The 19,411-nt window shown below is 65.1% G+C and carries 13 protein-coding genes; 2 read left to right on the top strand and 11 right to left on the bottom strand.

The window, feature by feature from the left end; all coding sequences use genetic code 11:
- Positions 1-4 precede the first annotated feature (4 nt).
- Genes ACFO0A_RS02860 through ACFO0A_RS02885 form a run of 6 tightly spaced genes read right to left on the bottom strand, consistent with a single transcriptional unit; the run spans position 5 to position 9,013 of the window.
- Complete coding sequence (locus tag ACFO0A_RS02860) at positions 5-784, bottom strand: FkbM family methyltransferase (RefSeq protein WP_379537469.1); 780 nt, start codon at positions 782-784, stop codon at positions 5-7.
- Entirely contained in the window at positions 781-2,886 is a 2,106-nt protein-coding gene (locus ACFO0A_RS02865) for a bi-domain-containing oxidoreductase (protein ID WP_379537470.1), read from the bottom strand. Before ACFO0A_RS02865 ends, ACFO0A_RS02860 begins: the two co-directional genes overlap by 4 nt.
- 8 nt (positions 2,887-2,894) lie before the next feature.
- Positions 2,895-4,562 (bottom strand): heparinase II/III domain-containing protein, encoded by a 1,668-nt coding sequence (locus ACFO0A_RS02870; RefSeq protein WP_379537471.1) that lies wholly within the window; start codon positions 4,560-4,562, stop codon positions 2,895-2,897.
- The gene (locus ACFO0A_RS02875; RefSeq protein ID WP_379537472.1) at positions 4,559-5,773 is read right to left on the bottom strand and encodes a glycosyltransferase family 4 protein; all 1,215 of its coding nucleotides are present in this window, start codon (positions 5,771-5,773) and stop codon (positions 4,559-4,561) included. Before ACFO0A_RS02875 ends, ACFO0A_RS02870 begins: the two co-directional genes overlap by 4 nt.
- Before the next feature lie 6 nt (positions 5,774-5,779).
- The gene (asnB, locus tag ACFO0A_RS02880) at positions 5,780-7,570 is read right to left on the bottom strand and encodes an asparagine synthase (glutamine-hydrolyzing) (RefSeq protein ID WP_379537473.1); all 1,791 of its coding nucleotides are present in this window, start codon (positions 7,568-7,570) and stop codon (positions 5,780-5,782) included.
- Positions 7,571-7,573: 3 nt separating this feature from the next.
- A complete protein-coding gene (locus ACFO0A_RS02885) occupies positions 7,574-9,013 on the bottom strand; it encodes a hypothetical protein (protein ID WP_379537474.1) in 1,440 nt (479 codons plus the stop codon).
- Between the two features lie 149 nt (positions 9,014-9,162).
- Between ACFO0A_RS02885 and asnB (ACFO0A_RS02890) the strand changes: the two genes are divergently transcribed.
- On the top strand, positions 9,163-11,073 hold the full coding sequence (asnB, locus tag ACFO0A_RS02890; protein WP_379537475.1) for an asparagine synthase (glutamine-hydrolyzing): 1,911 nt from the start codon (positions 9,163-9,165) through the stop codon (positions 11,071-11,073).
- On the opposite strand, the gene ACFO0A_RS02895 is transcribed toward asnB (ACFO0A_RS02890), so the two are convergent.
- From ACFO0A_RS02895 to ACFO0A_RS02910, 4 genes are all read right to left on the bottom strand, one after another.
- Complete coding sequence (locus ACFO0A_RS02895; RefSeq protein WP_379537476.1) at positions 11,046-11,918, bottom strand: class I SAM-dependent methyltransferase; 873 nt, start codon at positions 11,916-11,918, stop codon at positions 11,046-11,048. The genes asnB (ACFO0A_RS02890) and ACFO0A_RS02895 overlap by 28 nt on opposite strands.
- Before the next feature lie 153 nt (positions 11,919-12,071).
- The gene (gene fabI, locus ACFO0A_RS02900; protein WP_379537477.1) at positions 12,072-12,878 is read right to left on the bottom strand and encodes an enoyl-ACP reductase FabI; all 807 of its coding nucleotides are present in this window, start codon (positions 12,876-12,878) and stop codon (positions 12,072-12,074) included.
- Positions 12,875-13,879, bottom strand: coding sequence for a YihY/virulence factor BrkB family protein (locus ACFO0A_RS02905; RefSeq protein WP_379538148.1), 1,005 nt, complete (start codon positions 13,877-13,879; stop codon positions 12,875-12,877). The genes fabI and ACFO0A_RS02905 overlap by 4 nt, the downstream gene beginning before the upstream one ends.
- A gap of 97 nt (positions 13,880-13,976) precedes the next feature.
- The gene (locus ACFO0A_RS02910) at positions 13,977-14,936 is read right to left on the bottom strand and encodes a DnaJ C-terminal domain-containing protein (protein ID WP_379537478.1); all 960 of its coding nucleotides are present in this window, start codon (positions 14,934-14,936) and stop codon (positions 13,977-13,979) included.
- Positions 14,937-15,210: 274 nt separating this feature from the next.
- Between ACFO0A_RS02910 and ACFO0A_RS02915 the strand changes: the two genes are divergently transcribed.
- Positions 15,211-17,139, top strand: coding sequence for a hypothetical protein (locus tag ACFO0A_RS02915; protein ID WP_379537479.1), 1,929 nt, complete (start codon positions 15,211-15,213; stop codon positions 17,137-17,139).
- A gap of 37 nt (positions 17,140-17,176) precedes the next feature.
- Here ACFO0A_RS02915 and ACFO0A_RS02920 read toward each other — a convergent pair whose 3' ends face one another.
- Positions 17,177-19,294 (bottom strand): hypothetical protein, encoded by a 2,118-nt coding sequence (locus tag ACFO0A_RS02920; RefSeq protein ID WP_379537480.1) that lies wholly within the window; start codon positions 19,292-19,294, stop codon positions 17,177-17,179.
- Positions 19,295-19,411: the final 117 nt, after the last annotated feature.

Consider the following 19,411-nt stretch of genomic DNA (forward strand, 5'->3'; position numbering starts at 1 on the left):
TAGCTCAGACAAAGATTTCTGCGGCCTTCTCGACCGGGACGGAAAAGAAGTCCTCGCTTGGCGGATCGTCGCTGACTGCGATCCAGCTTCCGGCGTGATATTGACGGATCTCATAGTCCTGGTCCGCCAGCGCCCTAAACACGGACGGCCGGTTGTCGCGATGAACCTCGATATAGAGCGCGGGGCGGATATCGCCCAGCAGCCGCCGGGCGCCCTTCATAAACATTCCCTCGCCGCCCTCGAGATCGACCTTGACCACCGTTGGCGCTGGAAAGCTATCGAGCAGCCGGTCCGCCGAAAGCGTCGGCACCAGGCGAACCTCGCGACTTTCCCCGTGCTGGGTACTGATCTTGCCCTCGACAAGCCCGTTCGTGCTGCGCCCGCGACCAGCGATTGCGAAGCGGGCCACGCCTTCGGATTCGCCCACGGCACAGCAGAGAACCTCGATGGGCAGATCCGGATTGCGGCGCGCACTGTCGCGCAGCAGATCAGCAAGGAAGGCGTCGGCCTCGACCATCAGCACCGGCGCACGGGTGCGCGCCGCAGCGCATAGTCCGAATGCCCCGACATTGGCGCCAAGGTCCCACACGACGTCTCCCGGGCGGGCGAGCCGCTCGACCGCGAAGACCAGCGCACTTTCATCGCGCCAGGGATCGCGCCGCAGCCAGCGCAACGAGGCATCCGGCGAGACGACCAAGGGGCGGGCGGCGAACTCGCCGGGCAGATGCCGTACGAGGCGCCGGTTGCGCATGGCGAGTTCGGCAAGGCGACGCAGCGTAATCACGGCTCGATTCCCGCCATGAGCAGGGTGACGCGCGAGACCGCGGAGAGGGTGGCGTAAGCGATGGGCGGTGGTCCTCCGCTTTTGCAGGCATCGAGGAACCGGTCGACGAGGGCCCGCTGGCCCTTGTCCTGCTGCCGCGCCTTGGTCGTTTGAGTTCGCCCGCTGCGCGTGATGCGCAGTTCGCGGAAGTCGTCGAGCGAAATCACGAGATTCTGCCCGAAGGCCTCGATCCTCTCCTTGGGCACGGACGGGTCGCCCAGCGAGGTGTAGAGGATGTGGCCTGTCGACCCGTCGGCAAAACGCACGATGGCCTGGATCGCATCATCGTGTCCGGGGGTCGCCACCACCGTGACATCCAACGGATCGGCCCCGCACAGCGTGCTCAGGGCATCGACGAAATGGCACGCCTCCCCCGCAATCCGTCCCCCGCCTTCGCTCCCGTGCACCCAGCTTTCCGGCGGGATGTACCCCGCGTTGACCCGATAGTGCATCAGCAAGGGGCCGCCGGTGCTGGCCGCGGCTCCGCGCGCCGCAACCAGCAGCGGTGCGAACCGGCGGTTGAACCCGACCGTAAGGATCCCGTCCGACGCCTCGGCCGAGGCCATGACTTCCGCCAGCGATGCGTGATCGAGCGCCAAGGGCTTTTCCACGAAGACATTGCGTCCGGCCTCAAGCGCCGCCACGGCCAGGGCGGCGTGGGTATCGTGCCGGGTGGCGACGAACACCGTCGCGACGTCGGGATCTGCAAGTGCTGCCGCAGGATCGGTCGCTGCAACCGCAAAGCCGAACTTCTCGGCCGCATTGCGTGCCGAAAGCCCCGAGGCGGTAACGACGCTGTGCAGATGGGCCTTGCCGCTGGCAGTCACCGCCGGGAGAAGCACCGAGCGGGCATAGTTCCCCATGCCTATAAACCCGATGCCAGACCCCGGCACGGCGTCGCCTCCGGTGTGGGTCGGCGCTACGCGGATGGCGTGCTCTGGCGGCGACTCCTGCTGCGGATAATCAAGGAGGACCGCGAGGTATGGCTCACTCGAGGCGAGCAGGGCGTAGGCGTCCTCGGCCCGGTCGATCGGGAAGCGATGGGTAACGAGCTTCGCAGGGGTGACGCGGCCCTGGGCGATCAACTCGAGGAACGCTTCCATGTTGCGCTGCTCGGTCCAGCGGACATAGGGGAGAGGATAGTCGTGGCCGTCGTTCTCGTAGGCCGGATCGTACCGTCCAGGGCCGTATGACATCGACAGCCGCAGATCGAGTTCGCGCTTGTAAAAGGGCTCGCGGTCAAGCTCCAGGCCGACCATGCCGACCATCACCACGCGTCCCTTCATCCGGCTCAGTTCCGCCGCTTGGTTTACGGGCGCGGAGGACTTGCTGGACGCGGTGATGATCACGAAGTCGGCACCGACGCCGCGGGTCTCGTTCGCGACGAGAGCCGCCGGATCTTCGCTCGTGACAGCGTCGGCTCCCATTTCCAGCGCCAGCCTGGCCCGGTCCGGATGTGGGTCGTACCCGATCACACGGCATCCGTTCGCCTTGAGCAGCTGCACGGTAAGCTGGCCCAGCAGGCCGAGCCCGATCACCAGCGCCCGCTCGCCCAGCGTCGGCTGCGCTACCCTTACCCCCTGCATGGCGATTGCGCCAAGCGTAACGAAGGCGGCATCGTCATCGCTCACCCTGGCAGGGATCGGGACGGTCAGATGCTTTGGCACCGCATTGAACTGGGCATGATTGGCCACCGCCGCGCCGGCGCAAGCGACGCGTGTGCCGGGGGTGAAGTTGCCTGCGTCCCTGTTCGACTCCATGATGGTTCCGGCGAGGCTGTAGCCTAGCGGTATTGGCGTATCGAGCTTGGCAAAAACCTTGCGTGCGGTGTTCGCGACGCCTTCCTGCCGCGCCTTGGCAATCACCTTGCGGACAAGGTCCGGTCGAGCGCGAGCCTTGCCGGCCAGCGAACTTTTGGCCAGGTCGATGATCTGGCGCTCGGTGCCGGCCGAGATCAGCGAAACCTTGGTAGCGACCAGATTCTGGCCGGGCAGCGCCTGCGGCGCGGGGACATCGACGACCCGCATTGCGCCGGTCCGGTAGCTTTGTTCGACTTGTTGCATTTCGTGCCTCAGACCGCGGCGAAGCGGATAGTCAGGGATTGATGTCCGGCGGGCCAGCGAAAGACAATCCGGCGAGTTGGCAGGGCTATCCCCATGTCGGGCCACCACCAGGCATCTTCGACTTCTCCCGCGAGATCCGCTTCGCAGACCAGGCGCACGCGGCCCTTGCCAATCACCAGCCGGGAATCTTCATGCGAGCAAGCCCACGCCGGGTGAAGTAGGAAGCGGCTGGCCCAGGGGACGTTCGGTGCCCGGGACAAGCTGTCCTCGATCAGGACAGTTTCTGGCGTTGCGCGTAGTGTCCTTCGCACCCGGTTGCAATGGCCCGTTTCGGCGCCGCGAAATCCATCGTGGCTGACAGTGACGTTGAGGCCCGAGCCATTGGCATGGGCCTGCTCGACACAGGGGACCGGCCGCCAGCCGCACCGGAAGGCTCCAAAGAAGTCGGCCATCGGCTCGTTGTCGGGCGAAGTCACGTTGTGGCTTTGCGCCGCGCGGCTGGCATCGCGCCGTGAGCCCTCAACGTATTCGTAGACCCCTTGGTCGACGACAAGCCGGTCGAGGCCGAACGAAAGTTCGATGCTGCCGATATCGCCGTGTGCATGTGCGGGCAGGGCTTCTGCGCCGATCTCGCCGAACTTGATGAAGGTCGAAAAGCCCGGGCTCAGCAAGGCGCCGAAGCCGCCTTCGGGCAGGACGCAGCCGGACGAAAGGGCAGGTACGGGGTATGGCCAGCTCGCGGCCAGCTTCCCGGCGGCGTAGGCCATCGAAAGGCCGGCGTCGTTGAATTGCGCCGGTCGTCCGTCGGGATGGGTCAGGGCGCCTGCGACTGCGATCATTCGGGAGACAAGCGGTGCGAACTCCTGCCGCTCTGCCGCCGGGAGCACGGAGCAGCACTCGATAAGGTCGGCGGCCACCTGGTTGTGGTACGACGGGGATCGTTCGAAATGCACCCCGTCGGATAGGACCTGACGCCGCAGCTCGGCTCGCAGGATGCCGGTCGCCCGATTTTGCCAGCGGATGGCCACCGGGCCCTCGAAGCAGGCGGCGCCCCAGAGCAGCGCCTTGATGTTCTTGACCAGGTGGTTCCCGCCGAGGTCGGTTTCCGGAAACCGCGCCAGCCACCCTAGCTGCGCCGACAGCGAAAGCTCGATGCGGCACAAATCAGATGGGCAGACCGTCTCGCCATGGCGGCTGAGCCATTGCATCCAGCACACTACCCGCAACGAGAGAGCATAAGCGTTCCATCCGGCACGGTGGGCGCCCTTCGCGCCGGCCGGGTTGGCGGCGATCCAGGACAGGATCGCAGCCAGCCCGCAGTCGGGCGCGAGCACCTCCAGAAACTCCATGTAATGAAGATTCATCAGCCACAGCTGACCCAGGGCCGGGTCATCGGGGTGCCACGCGATGTCGGGACCGAAACTGCGGCTGGTTCCGAGGAAGGTGAAGTGCCAGCCATCCGGGCCGGAGCTGGCAGCGATAGAGCGGGGCGCAAACGCTGGCGCGGGCAGCTCCGCCGCCCGTCTGAGCCGCAATGCCGGCGGCGGCGCCGCGCGGCCTGCAATACCCGTCGCCTGTTCGATGCGGCGGACAATGCGCGTGGCGATCCGCCGCGGAGGGAGCCGCCGGGCGAAGGCAAAGCGCGGAAACGTCTGGTCCAGGCGGTCGAGGATCATGGCCGCAGCGCTGCGATCGCCGCAACCATTTCGCCGGCAAGCCGCGTCCGATCCAGCCGTTGCACCACGAAAGTGCGGCCGTTATCGCCAAGCCGGACTACGCGCTCCGGATCGCTGGCGAGCGTGCGCGCGGCTTCTGCCAGTTCCCCGGCGTCCTCGGGTCGGATCGCGATGCCGGCGTCAGCCTCTTCGAGGAGCGAGCGCGCCTCGCCGGCAACTCCGAGGACCACGGGGCGCGCCATGGCCATCGCCTCGATCATTTTGCTCGGCAGGACCGACAGGAAGGTTTCGCTATCCTTGAGGAGCACCAGAGCGGCATCGCTCGCGGCCCAGATTGCCGGCACGGCCTCGCGCCGCTGCTGTCCCAGCATTGTCAGGTTCGGCAAGTCGTTGCGCGCGGCAATTGCGGCGACACGCCCGCGGTCGGCGCCGTCGCCAACCAGCAGGAAGTGGATGCGCGGATCGTCGCGGCACAGTGCTGCCGCTTCCACCACGGTTTCGAGCCGGTGCGCCATCCCGTGGGTGCCGAGGTAAGTCAGCACGAATTTGCCATCGAGGCCATATTGCGCGCGAAATGCCGCGCCGGCTCCCGGTGCAGCGACCAGGCTTTGAGCGGTGACGCCATTGCGCACGACGATCGCCCTTTTTCCCGGTGCCTGCGCAAGCACGTGCGCCCGGTGGGCATCGGTCGTCACCACGAGCAGATCCGCGGCTCGATAAGCCGCGCGCTCCAGCAGTTCGAGGCCGCGAATGACCGGATTGCGCCGCATTGCACCCACCGCGACAATGCTTTCCGGCCACAGATCGCGAATCTCGAGCACCCACGGCCGGCGAGGTGATTTCAGCAGCCAGCCGGCCAATCCGCTGAAGAACTGCGGACTGGTCGAGATGACCACGTCGCTGGCAGGCAGCCGGCGCCGGGCGTGGGCGACCGCGGCAAAAAAGCTGACAAAGGCAAGGCTGCGCCCGACTATTCCGCGATTCGCCGCGATGAAGGTCTTCAGCCGGATCACCTCGATCCCGTCCACCGTCTCTCGCGCGAAGCGATTGACGTAGCCGGGGTAGACTCGTCCCCCGGGGTGGCTTGGCGCGGCGGTGACGATCGTGACTCGATGCCCCTGCGAAATCCAGGCGCGCGCATGTTCGATCGCGCGATTGGCGGGGGCGTTGCTTTCTGGCGGAAAGTAGTGGGTGACGAGGAGCAGGTGCATCTTCGCTCACCAGGACAGCCGCTCGGCCGCCATATAGTCGGCGAGCACCTGCCGCGCCCACCCCTCGGACAGCCGGGTGCCGGCCTTGCCGCCGATCCACCGTTCGACCGGGATCCCGAAGCCGGTCTTGGCGCGGTCTACGATCGCGGACGGCACGGGCAGGAGCGGCGCCCTGGCGAGCAACCGCTTGCCATCGCCGGGTCCGAATCGGGCCACGTGAGCGGCCATCGTGCGCGACAGTGCCACGTCGACCAGGGGGAGTCGGATCTCGAGAGAATGTGCCATTCCCGCCCAGTCGCTATCGCGGAGCAATTGGTTGCGCATGTAGAAACTGCTTTCCAGCGCGCTGATCGTCAGCGGCGTGCAGGGATGGGTAAATCCATCGGCCACCGCCGCGACCGGATCCAGCAGTCCAGCGCGCGAAAGACCGGCATCAATGACGTGCTGGGGAAGAACTGACCCAAGATCTCTCGGCAGCAGCATCGATCGCCGGGCGAGGTAGGCGCCGGGAAGGGTGCGCGCATAGTCCAGCACCTGCCCGCGCTTGCCCGGGAGCAGCCGTGACGAGGCCGCACGCGCCAATGCTCCCAGCAGCGGAATCCTGCCAAGGATGCGCGTCGCACGGTGCGTGCGCGGCACCGTCTGGAAGGTGGAATAGCCCGCCAGAAGCTCGTCGCCCCCCAGGCCGGACAGCACTACCTTCAGGCCGGCCCGGGCGGCGGCACGGCTGACGAACCAGCTGTTGACGCCGTCGATGCTTGGCTGGTCCATCGCCGCCTGGATTGCGGGCAGGCTGGCCCGGAAATCGTCGGCGTCGATGGTCTCGACGATATGCTCGGCGTGATAGCGATGGGCAATTTCCGCTGCCAGCGGTGCTTCGTCGCGGGCGGTGCCCTCAAATTCCGAAAAGCGCAGCGTGATCGCCTTTACGCGGTCCGCACCGGCATCTCGCATCAGGGCAAGGATCGCGCTCGAGTCCACCCCTGCCGACAGGAAACAGCCGACTTCGACATCGGCGAGAAGGTGATGTGATACGCTGTCGCGGAGCGCCGCCGCAGGATCGGCAGGCGCCGCCTCGGCCCCGCGCACCATGAGATCGCCCAGGGTCAGGAATGGTTCGGGCGTTTGCGCGATGCCATCGGCATCGACCATCAGGCTGTGCCCAGCGGGCAGGGCGCAGATCCCCGCAACGATGGTCCGGGGCTCGGGCACCGCGCCCCACACCGCATAGCCGACCGCTGCGGCGGGATCGACGCGCCGGGACGAATCCGGATCTGCCAGGAGGGCACGCACCTGCGAAGCGAACGCGAAACCCCGGCCGGGCCCGGTACCCGTCGCCGGCCGATAGTAGAGCGGCTTTATCCCGTGGGTATCGCGCGCCAGAAGCAGTTCGTTACTGCGGCTGTCCCACAGCGCAAAAGCAAACATTCCGCGTAACTGGGCTAGCGCGCCCCGGCCATCGCGCAAATAGAGATTGAGGATGGTCTCGGTATCGCTGTCCGAATGAAACCGGAAGCCATCGCGAGCCAGCCCCTCCCGCAGTTCGGGATGATTATAGATTTCACCGTTGTAGACAATCGTCAGTACGCCCGTGCTGTCCGTCATGGGCTGATGCCCGGCCGGGCTCAGGTCGATGACAGACAACCGCCGATGGCCAAACTGGAGACGGCCATCGAGCAGCTCGGCAGCGCCGCAATCGTCAGGGCCGCGGCTTTGCATCCTGTCGCGCATGACGACCAGTCGTTCGCGCTCGCGCGCGCCTCCAGCGGAGGTGAAAAAACCGACAATCCCGCACATCGATCAGGCCGCCTGGTCGATGCGTCGCCGCGAAACAGCCGCATTGGCCAAGGTCAGGACGAAATGCCCGATTACCCCGAACGCAATCGGTCCCAGAACATCGGCAACGAAGAAACCGTCGAAGCGGGAGCCCATCCGCACGCCAAGCAGCACGATCGGGAAAAGGTGCCAGGCGGAATTGAGCTGAACCGAGAGGTTGTAGATCGACCATGTCGATACGACCGTGCCCAGCAGCATCGCGATCAGCACCACCCCCAGCCAGCCCCCGTTCCAGTAGGCTTCTGGAGCCAGTCCCGGCGCCAGGCTGTTGTTCCAGTTCCCGGTCATCTGATAAGACAGCTGCCGGGCGTCATCGGTGATGATCGGTTTGTCCGGCCACAACGCCCGCGGAACGAAGATCGCAGCAGCATTCTCGTAGGTCGATCCGCCCTGGCCCGTATCGCGAAGTGCAACGACGAACGAGCCGACGTTGACATAGCTGAAGCGCAAGGCCGCATAGTTCACATCCTCGTCTCCGGATGCCATTGCCCGGTCATCGAAGTATGTACCGAGCATTTCCAGGCGCTCGGACAACGGCGCGGGCGCGTCGATTCCGCCGTAGCGGACGCTCATCAGCATCCGCCCCTGGTCGACAAGCGGCGCCGAGAGGAAGAACAGTGCGACGATCGAGCTGGCCATGATGACCGCACGCCGCAAGGTGGGCCGCAGGTAGAAGTAGGCCAGGCAGAGCATGACCCAGGGCATGACCGTGGATGACTTGGAAAAGGCCAGCAAGCCAAGCAGAACGAAAAGGAGGCCGAACATTATCACGGGCAGAAGCAGCGGCGAACGCCGCCGCGCCAGCGAGACCGTCGTCAGGAACAGTCCGATCATCGAGGCCTGGGCGACTTCGCTCAGGAAGGCGGGGAAGGTCGTCCGGACATAGCCGAACTGGTACGGAATGATGAACATGAAGTTCGCCGCGGCCCCGAGCAGCAGGAACGAGAGGCCGATCACGCTCAGGTCCAGCGACGACTTGGGCAGGTCGAAAAGGCCCCTGCGCTCGCCGGTATAATCCGGCCGCGCCGTTACTATGCGCACGACAGCAAGCATCACCAGCGTGAACAGGACGAGGATGACGTTGTATTCAAGAATGTCGTGCGCATAGACCGTGAAGAACATCTCTGCGTAATCGCGGGAGGCGTCGTTGGCCACGATCAGCACGACCGTACCGAAGCCGCCATAGAAGAAGATCGCGGCCCGCAACCAGAGAAGGGGGGTCCAGACGGTCGCCACGCTGACCCGCAGCATCCCGATCGTCGCGCGGGCCATTGTGAACATCAGGACGACTGGCACGAGCACATTCATGATCGTCAGCCAGAGGCCTCCCAACAGGAGCGCAACCGCGCCCAGGGCGCTGGCCAGCAGGAGCAGCGCCAGCTCGTCGAACGAAGGTGCCAGCATTTGGTGCGCCGTGAGGGGCGCGGCCCGATTGGAGGTTCGGACCCCGCTAGCGGGGATAGAGAGGGTGGCCATCGCGCGGGGAGTTGCCATGTCGGTGCCCGGCTGGCAACGGAAACCTAACAGGGGCGCAATCTGGAGCAGATACGTAAATGTGCGGGATCGCAGGCACTTTGGGCCTCACCAAAGCCACAACTGGCGCCAGCGCCGAAGAGATGGCGGCCCTGCTGGCGCACCGCGGACCCGACGATCAGGGGGTGGTGACCGACGGTCCGGTAACCCTCATCCACCGCCGCTTGGCCATCGTCGACCTGAGCCGCGCCGGTCATCAGCCGATGAACGATGCCTCGGGGCGGTTCATTATGGTCTACAATGGCGAAATCTACAATCACCGCGAATTGCGCGCAGCCTATCTGCCGGGCCATGATTTTCGCGGAAGCAGCGACAGCGAGACGCTTCTCGAACTGTTTGCCTGCCAGGGGCCGGCCGCGTTCGGGCGCCTGAATGGCATATTCGCCGCTGCGATCTGGGACCGGCGCGACCGGCAACTGATGCTTGCCCGCGATGGCGCGGGCGTCAAGCCACTCTACATCTGGGCCGCGCCTGGGGGCGGGATTGCCTTTGCTTCGGAAATCAAGGCGCTTTGCGCCGCGCCGGAATTTGCCTCGGCCCTCGATCCGGTCGCTGCCGCGGCATATGCAACCTATCTCTGGTCCCCAGGCGAACGCACGATGTTTGCCGCAGTGCGCAAGTTCGAAGCGGGGCGCTGGCAGCGTTTCGATGCGGCAGGCCGCCTGCTGGGGGGCGAAAGCTTTTATAACCTCCCGCCCTATCGGCCGATTGCGATGACGCCCGAGGAAGCGGCCCGAGAAACCGCCGATGAGCTCGCGCGTGCGGTCGAACGCCAGATGCTCGCCGATGTCGAGGTCGGTGCCTTTCTCTCCGGTGGGCTGGATTCAAGCGCAATCGTCCACTTCGCCCGGAAGCATTCGGCGCGTCCCCTGCAATGTTTCACCTTGGCCTACCCCGATGGCCACGATGCCGAAATGGTCACCGACCTACCTTATGCGCGGCAGGCGGCGGCGCATCTTGGCGTATCGCTGCATGAGGCGGAGATCACGCCGCGCATGGCCGACGACCTGCCCCGCCTGGTCGAGATGCTGGACGAACCGCAGGCCGATCCTGCCGCGATGGGCAATTTCTATATCGCCGCTGCCGCGCGCGAACGCGGGATCAAGGTGCTGCTCGGCGGGTCGGGCGGAGACGATGTCTTCACCGGCTATCGCCGCCACAGCCAGTTCGCCCACGATGGTGCGCTCGGCGCTGTCCCCGGTGCCGTGCGCGCCATGCTGCTGCGGGTTGCCGGCTCGCTTGGCCGGGGCGAGAGGGCGCGCCGGATCCAGAAGGCGCTCCGGGCCATGCAGGGGGATGCGGATGCACGCCTGTGCCGTGCGTTCGAATGGCTCCCGGTCGAAACTGCCGCCGGCCTGCTCGCCCGGTCTCCTTCGCCTGCCGAAGTGACACGTCCCTTCACCAACGCCGTTGCCAGCAGCGGTTCTGCGCCGCAGGTGGAACGCATGCTGCGGCTCGAGCAGCAATTCTTCCTGCGCGACCACAACCTCAACTACGTGGACAAGACAGGCATGGCCGCCGGGGTCGAGATCCGCGTGCCGTTCCTCGATCCCGAGCTCATGGCGTTTGCGGCCACGATGCCCCTCGATTGCAAGATGCGCGCAGGCCAGACGAAATGGGCATTGCGCAAGGCGATGGAGCCCCATCTCCCGCGTGAGATCATTTATCGCCCCAAGACCGGCTTTGGCGTGCCTCTGCGCGCGTGGATGCGAGGTCCGTTGCGGGACATCGTCGGCGATCTGACTTCCCGGCAGACGGTTGCGCGGCGCGGCCTGTTCGAGCCGGGGGCGGTGGCGGCCCTCCGCGATGCGCACTTCGCCGGGAGGATCGACGCCGCCTACCCCTTGCTTGCCATCGTGATGATGGAGCTTTGGTGCCGCCGCTTCGCCGACCCCGCGCCAGCTCAGTTGGGCTGGCTGGCTTCCGCGTAGATCATCGAGCCCCGATGGGCGGCAAGCGCGATCTGGTGCTTGCGCGGAATCAGTGAAAGGAAAGGCCTGCGGACCTGCCGCGGCAGCATGACCACGTCGGCGTCCTGTCCGAAAACGCGAACTTCGACCTTGTCGAAGAATGCCAGCAACAGGTCAGACCATGCATCCCTGGTATAGAATCGCGCGGTGAATCCGTCCGCGTCCTTCCACAGCATGTCGTCGAGCGCGCGCCCCATCCAGAAGCCGGCGAGATAGCGGCGAACGATGGTGTAATACGCGCTCATCCCGCCCAGGTGATAGACCATGAGCTTGAGCCTCCCCTCGGGCTTCAGCAGACCATGAAGCCTGCGCACGATCCGCGCGGTGTGCGCACTGTGATGAATCACGCCCCACGACCAGACCAGATCGACGCTGCTCGCCGGGATCGTCTGGTCGACCGATTCCGCATCGAGCAGTTCGACCTCGGCCTTCAATCCGCGCAGTTCAAGGCGGCGGCGAGTAGCCTCGACCGAAGTCGGCGAGATGTCGAAACTGGTAAGGTGCGCGCCGGACCGGGCCAGAAGCTCACTATGGTAACCCATCCCGCAGCCGATTTCGATGACCCGCTTGCCGGCAAGCGAGGCGAGATCCATCAGGCCCGAAAACGGATTCTCCTCACCGGTGAAAAGGCGCGCGGCATGCAGAAAACGTGCGTCGCTGGCATCGAACCATTCAGCGCTGAACGGGTCGGCCGGGATCGGTGCCTTCCAGTCGTAACTCATCGTCTGGTCGGTCCACCAGCGCGTGTTGCCTTCCTGACGGCTTGCGCGCTCGAGCGCTTCGCGGCCTTTGATGCTGTATTCCACGAAAATTCCCCCGCGCGTCGTGACGAAAAACGCGTCTGTGGCAGTTTAACGACAACTTGCCTGAAATTCCAGAGTTCTAGCTGCCGGAAAAATCCCGAAACAACGCGCGTTAATCACCTTGACGGCGAAGGGAGTAGTCCGTGGGGCCGCGGCTCACGCCAGCGCGATGTCCGGTGCATCTTCCTGCTTCATGCCGACGACGTTATAGCCGCCATCGACATGGTGGATCTCGCCGGTCACGCCGCTGGCGAGATCGGAGAGCAGATAAAGCCCGGCGCCGCCGACGTCCTCGATTGTCACGTTGCGACGGAGCGGTGAGTTCAGCTCGTTCCACTTGAGTATGTAGCGGAAGTCGCCGATACCCGACGCGGCCAGCGTCTTGATCGGGCCGGCGCTGATCGCGTTCACGCGGATATTGCGGGGGCCTAGGTCGTTGGCGAGATACTTCACGCTGGTTTCCAGCGCCGCCTTCGCCACACCCATCACGTTATAGTGGGGGATGACCTTTTCCGCGCCGTAATAGCTCAGCGTAAGGATGCTGCCGCCTGCCTCCGGCATCATCGCCGCCGCGCGTTGGGTCACCGCCACCAGGCTGTAGGCGCTGATGTTCATCGTCATCAGGAAGTTGTCGAGGCTGGTGTCGAGATAGTGACCGCGCAGCTCGTTCTTGTCCGAGAAGCCGATCGCGTGGACCACGAAATCAAGGCTGTCCCAGCGCGCTTTCAGCGCGGCGAAAGCTGCATCGAGCTTGCCCATGTCGGAAACGTCGCAATCGATCAGGAAATCGCTGCCCAGGCTGGCCGCCAGCGGCCGCACGCGCTTTTCTAGCGCTTCGCCCTGGTACGAAAACGCAAGCTCGGCCCCCTGGGCGCGCAGTGCTTGGGCAATCCCCCAGGCCAGCGACTTGTCGTTCGCGAGACCCATAATGAGGCCTCGCTTGCCATTCATCAGTCCGCTCATTCGGGCGCTTCCCCGCTGTTGTTGTTGTGCGAAGCAACGGCGGCGCGCAGCTTGCGTTCGCGATTGTCGGCCTGTCCCAGCATGTCGCGTTCCTCCGGCGTTTCGGCCAGCGCGGCATTGAGTTCGGCCCCGATCACCATCCCTAAGCCGACGAGCCAGAAAAAGAAAAGTGCGATCATCACCCCTGCAAGGCTGCCGTAGGTCAGGTCGTAGTTGAAGAACGCGCGCAGCACCGCGGGGAGCGAGACGGTGACCGCCACCCACCAGAGTGTCACCAGGAGCGCGCCGGGCCACTTGGGATAGAGCCGCCTGCGATAGACGCCGGGGGTCAATGACAGGAACAGCAGGTAAATCGAGAGGTAGAGGCCGAGCGCGGGAATGAAGCGCGACAGCGCCAGCTTGCCGACAAGGTCGATCAGTTGCGGGAAGAACGCATCGATCACTTCCTGCGCGGTGCCGATCACGACCTGCAGCGCCAGGCTGAAAAGGAGCAGGAGGACGGCGGCCAGGATCACGCCGGTGGAGCCGATGCGATAATGCCAGAAGCCGTGTTCGAAAGTCGTCCCGTAGGCCCGGCGCAAGATGTCGCGGATCGTCTCGACCAGGCTGCCCACGGTCCACAGTCCCACCAGCCCGCCGATCCACAGCAGCCACCCGCTGCGCGCCTCGATCACGTTGCGCGCCACCGGCTCCAGCGCATTGGCGACGACCGGCGGCACCGCCAGCAGGAACGCGTTGATCGCGGCCGCCCGCTGCGATGCCTCGCCGATCAGGGAGAATGCTGCGGTCACCGTGATGAAGAACGGGAACAGCGAGAGGATCGCCATGTAGGCGAGGTTCCCGGCATGGATGAATCCGTCGTTGTAGGCGCCCGTCAGGACACGCTTGGCGATTTCGAAGAAGCGGCTCCCGGGACCGAGGCGCGAGCGCGCGCGCTCCTGCAACCCGGCGCGCCAGCGCAATGCGTCCTTGCGCCGCGCCTCGGGCGAAAGATCCGGGATATTGACCAGCGGCTTGGCGCCGGGGGGGAGTCCGGGCGGGCGGCGTATTTCGTGCGGATGTGCGGGCGCGGCGCCTGGTTCGGGGTCGGGCCCCACGTCAGACGCCGAGCTTGCTGCGCAGCGCGCGCGAATCGCTCCAGCCTTCGAGCCGGCGGGCCAAATCGGCATCGTCGGCCGGCAGCTCGATCTGCACCGTGACCAGCTGGTCGCCGCGGCCTCCCGCCTTGCTGGAGAATCCCTTTTCCTTGAGGCGCAACGTCTTTCCCGAGCTGGTGCCGGGTGCGATCGTCAGCATCACCGGCCCTTCGACGGTAGGGACGCGCACCTTGGCGCCGTTAACCGCCTCGTCGAGGGTGATCGGAAGGTCGAGCCGGATGTTGTCGCCGTCGCGGCGGAAGAACGGGTGCGGGCCAACCTCGATCGTGACGATCGCGTCGCCAGCGCCCCCGGGACCGGGCTCGCCCTTGCCGGAAAGGCGCATCTGGGTGCCCGATTCCACGCCGGCCGGTAGCTTGAGATCGATGGTCTTGCCGTCGCCCAGGGTGATCCGCTGGCTGGCACGCGTGGCCGCGTCGAGGAAGCTGACCTGGAGGCGGTAGGACACGTTCGCGCCGCGCGGTGGCGGTCCGGGGCGGCGTCCGCCGCCCATGCCGCCCGAAAAGCCGCCGGCGCCGCCGCGCCCACCAAACAGGCCCTCGAACAGGTCGCCGAGGTCCACCCCTTCGTCGGCGCGTCCGCCTCCCGGGAAGCCGCCACCGCCGAAACCGCCGCCATATCCGCCGCCGCGAGGGCCTCCGCCGCCATATCCGCCGCCCATGCCGAAAGGCATCGCGGGATTGCCGTCGGCGTCGATCTCGCCCCGGTCGAACTTGGCGCGCTGATCCTTGTCCGACAACAGGTCATAGGCCTTGGTGACGTCCGAGAACCTCTCCGTCGCCTTGGGATTTTCCTTGTTGCGATCGGGGTGCAGTTCCTTGGCCAGCTTGCGATAGGCGGACTTGATGTCCTTTTCGCTCGCGCCGCGTGCAACGCCAAGGGTGGTATATGGATCAGCCATGCGCCTTAGCTAGGCGCGGCATCTGCGCCGGGCAAGCGGGGCTGGATCAAAAGGGTTTGCTCGTCCCGCTGAACGAAGTCGACGCCACAAGTCAGCGAATCGCGGGGATGCCTCCCCACGTCCCATAAACCACAGCGACTCACCAGAATTTAACCATCGGACCGCCTTTTGACCCAAGCCGGCAAGCATCTCTGGCCGTCATACCCCGCTTCAACATAAGGCGATATCAATGCATTCTCGATTCTCAGTTTCCGCAATAGTTATTGCGGGCTGCGTGAGCTTCCTGCCGAAGGCTTATTCAGCAAGCCCAGAGTGCAATCCCGTGGCCGGAACTTCTCTCTGTTCAACCACAGAGGGCGTCGTCATCGTCGGGAACCTGGAAGTCGATGCGTCCATTTTTAACGAAACGGATCTCCCCGATGATGCAGTTGTGGTTACGTCGGGATCGGGCCATCTCGACCGCGGAGTGGTCATCAACGGCACCGGAAATTCGCTCAGCGCCCTTGATGTCACCAAAGATACCTTTTCTGGTTCCTTCGCTAGGTTTGTCGGTCCGGACGGACGGCCGATCACCCAGGTCGGAAGCGGCGGGCAAATCGAGACTGTCGCCTGGGTGACGATCTCGGGGGTTGTCAGCGAGGCGGGACCGAACCGCACGTTCCTGCCTCCCACCGACAGGCCGTACATGCTTGGCGTGTGGTCAGACGTCTACGGGCCCACGGCTGTCTTCAGATCCAACCAGTACGGCGGCCCGACCGGCGATTCCTGGCCAATTTCCGTCATCAGCGGCGCGGGTCGGGAGAAGCTGCGGATCGATGACGGCGGCAACATCTTGCTCGGCGATGTCTCGGGCAACACCGTGACGGGCGAGCGATTGCAGCTCAGCCTTGGTCGCAGGGGCGATACCGGCTTGCTGCTTCGAGCCAATGCGGGCGGCGCGCCGGCACATTTCCTAGTGGAGTCAGGAGGCTGGTACGGAGCGCTTAACGAAGTGGGCGAAGAAGTTCAGATCCTCAGACTTGGCGGCTCGAGCATAAAGCTGGGCAATGGTTCCGGCAGCATCGACCTTCTGTCCGACAGCGTCCGTCTGCAGGGTTCACTAGTGCTCGGTGCGGTCGGTGGGTCAGTAGCTGGGCAGGCAGGATCCATAGGATATTGCCGGGACTGCGGTCCTGGCGGGGCAGTCCTTTACTCCGACGGCTCTAAATGGGTGCAGCTTGGCGGCAACACGCCGGCCGGGCTAGCCGCGGTTGCAACCGGACCCGGCGTGGTTGCCGCCCAAGCGGCTGGAACGGCGGCGATAGCTGTCGGGAGCGCTGCCTCGGCCGCAAACGAGCATGCACTGGCCCTAGGGTCGAATGCGAACGCCAGCGGCTATGGAGCTTCGGCTGTTGGCATGGACAGCCAGTCAACCGGGTATCAGTCGGCAGCCATGGGTGTGCTGGCTCGGGCGCTTGGCGACCGTTCCGTCGCGATTGGGCGTGCAGCGGCCGCATCGGGCAATCAATCGACTGCCCTGGGTGCCCTTGCCAACGCCAGCGCGGCGAATGCGACTGCGGTCGGCGGCGAGGCGAAAGCCAATGCAGCAGGCGCGGCCGCTATTGGCGCGCGCGCTGCGGCCAGCGGCATAAATTCGGCTGCACTGGGCAGCTACACGCGCGCGGATCAGGCCGGTTCCACGGCGCTCGGAGCGGGTGCGGTCACAACCGCAGCCAACCAAGTCACCCTCGGCGGCGCCGGTAGTTCCGTGCGCCTTGGCGATCTCGCGGCGTCGACGGCGGCGCAGGCCGGTCCAACCTACGCCGTCACAGTCGATGCCCAAGGCACGCTGGGTCGTCAGCAAGTGATCACTACGGCGTCGCTAAACCGCGTACAGACAGAACTGGTCAGCGCGCTTGCAGTCACCGATCAGCAGTTCGCTGATCTCTCGGGCCGCGTGGACCTGCTGGGCGGGCGGCTGGATGCCATGGAGAAGGATGCGCGTGGCGGCATCGCGGCGGCAATGGCTCTCGGTGGGACGATGGTCGTGCCCGACAGTTCGGTCAGCTTGAGTTTTAATGTGGCAACGTACCGCGGCCAGCAGGGCTTCTCGGGTGCGCTGGTCGCCCGGGTTAGCCGAAAAGTGTATGTTTCGAGCGGGTTTGCCGGTTCAACAGCGGAAAGATCGACTGGCGGTCGGGTTGGGCTTGCGATCGGCTTCTGAGAATCAATCCGTGGGCGGGGCGTACGGCGTAAGCCGCCTACGCCTCGCTTCCCGCGCTCCCTCGCGTCGAGCTGGTGAAGAGCCCTTTCCCTCCTACTTCGACCACGGTTGCTCCAGTGGCCGACCACCGCGGTGCACCATCGCCAAGCGCCAGATAGAGCGCCTTGGCGTCGGTCGTGACCGGTCCGCGCGGACTGTCGAACGTCAGCCGGCGGCCCTCTTTGTTCAAGAGCACCAGTTCCCAGGCCTGCGGCCCGCCCAAGGTGACCACGGCAAGACCAGGCTCATCGCGCAGGACATGGATCGCCCTTGCTAGCGGGGCCGCTTGCAATCGCGGTGAGTGGGGCAGGAGGATACTGACGAACTGGAGCCTCGCACCCGGTTGGACAGCGCCATCCCAAGCGTATTGTATCTCCTGAAAGTGTTGCAGCGCGGCCTGCTGACTGTCTGGCGCATAGCCGGACGAATCTGCCGGCACCGTGCGCAGCAGGGTTTTTGGGCGTGGTGAATAATAAAGAAGAAGATTGCCCGGAGGATTGCCATACAGCCGCAGCTTAGCGTTGTACCAGTGTCCGGAAAACGAGGTATCCACCCAGTTGGAACCACGTTGCCGGCCGATGTCCTGTGTGTTCCATACCGGTCCGACCCGCGCGGTCATGCCCTCGGCAAAGGCCGTCTCGTCGCGGACCAGGACGAGTCGGTTTTTCACGAACAGAAATTCGCGGGTCTGCGTGGCGCGAAAACCCATGTAGTTACCGACTGAGATTTCGGCATGGGTGACCAGCGGATCGTCTCGCACGATCCGGGCTCGCGTGTCCATGCGATCATAGCCTGTCGGCAGGCGGCGATGATCTGGCGGACCCGCCTGGGTGACGCCGGCGATCGGCACGGCCCGTTGAATCGGGTCAATGCGCACCGCGTTTTCGCGTGACACTTCCTTTTCGGAAATCGCTTCCGCAAATGACGATCCCCACCGCTCGAAGCCTAAGATCGCGGTCGGATTAAGTGGGTCATGGCGGGCGAAGGCTTCGACCAGCATAAACATGTCGCCTTGGTTCCAGCCCGACCGCAGGATCAACTTGCTCGGCATCTGCCGGTTAGTCATTGCCATGCGCGCATCTAGATCTCCTGCGCCGGGATAGAGCGCGCGGACCTGCGGAAGATCGAGCCGAACGATTTCGGGCCGCTCGAGGATGCGCGAACCGGCCTCCGGCCTAACGGGCTCGACCGCGTCGTCGCACGCGATGGCTGCCATTGCGATTGCTTCGATCGACTGCCCTGCCCAGTGCTCCTGCCCCGGCGAAAAGCCGCCGTGTGCCAGCGCATAGTTCATCAGCTGGCCGGCGGCGAAGCGATAGCGGCCGTCGCCGGTTTCGCGCGCCGCGAGCTCCAGGGCCCAGATCCGTACCCCGGCGAGGCCGTCCCATCCAGCATGCGAGCCATAGGGTATCAGCGCACCGTCGGGGCTCGTTTCGAACAGCAGGCGGTCCCAAACGTTCGCGCGGACGCGCGGATCGGTGAATACCTCCCGGCGGTGGAGGACGTCTGCAGTCCGCAGGAAGATGGCGAGGCTGTCTGAAAAATAGGCGATGTCGTTGATGCCGACATCGCGATAGGCCCACCAGTCGTTCCAGCCCCGCTCGCCGGCCGCGCGCCATTGGGCAGCCTTGGGCGCGTTGGAATAGAGACTGCCGGCCAGTAGATTGTTCGTTGCATCAACCGCGCCGCGGTGTTGAGATCCTCGCCACGGCCCGTCGCCCGGCTTCAATCCGTAGGAATATCGGCGCAGTTTCAGCAGCATGTCGCGGAGCCATTGCTCGTCCTGAATGCCGACCTGGCCACGCTTGCGCAACTCGCGGAAATGTATTGCGAGGAGTGTCGCGCCTTCCATCGATTGGACGCCGCCCCGCTCCGCTATCTCCCGGTCGACCCACTCGCCATAGTGCCGCAGGGTGCGTTTGATCCCTTGCGCAAGAACCGGATTGCCGATCCGGCTGACTACTGCAAGCGCAGGGAGTGCGTGGCGAGGCCCATATTGGCCTTCGTCGGGCCCCGCCTCGAACCCGCGGGCTTTGGGCTCGAGGAATGCTAGGTAATCATCGCACGATACCCGGCGGTACGGTTCTTGCAGCGTACCGGTTCCGTCCGAAGCCAAACCAGGAAATGGCTCGGCATGAGCCGGATGCACACTAGCCCAAAGCAAACAGGCGCCGCCGAAGGACGCTCTTAGGAATCCAGGGATCATGGTTTAGGTGAACAAAGGCGAATGAAC

Origin of the sequence: Novosphingobium tardum, assembly GCF_042652045.1 — a bacterium.
GTDB classification, from domain to species: domain Bacteria; phylum Pseudomonadota; class Alphaproteobacteria; order Sphingomonadales; family Sphingomonadaceae; genus Novosphingobium; species Novosphingobium tardum.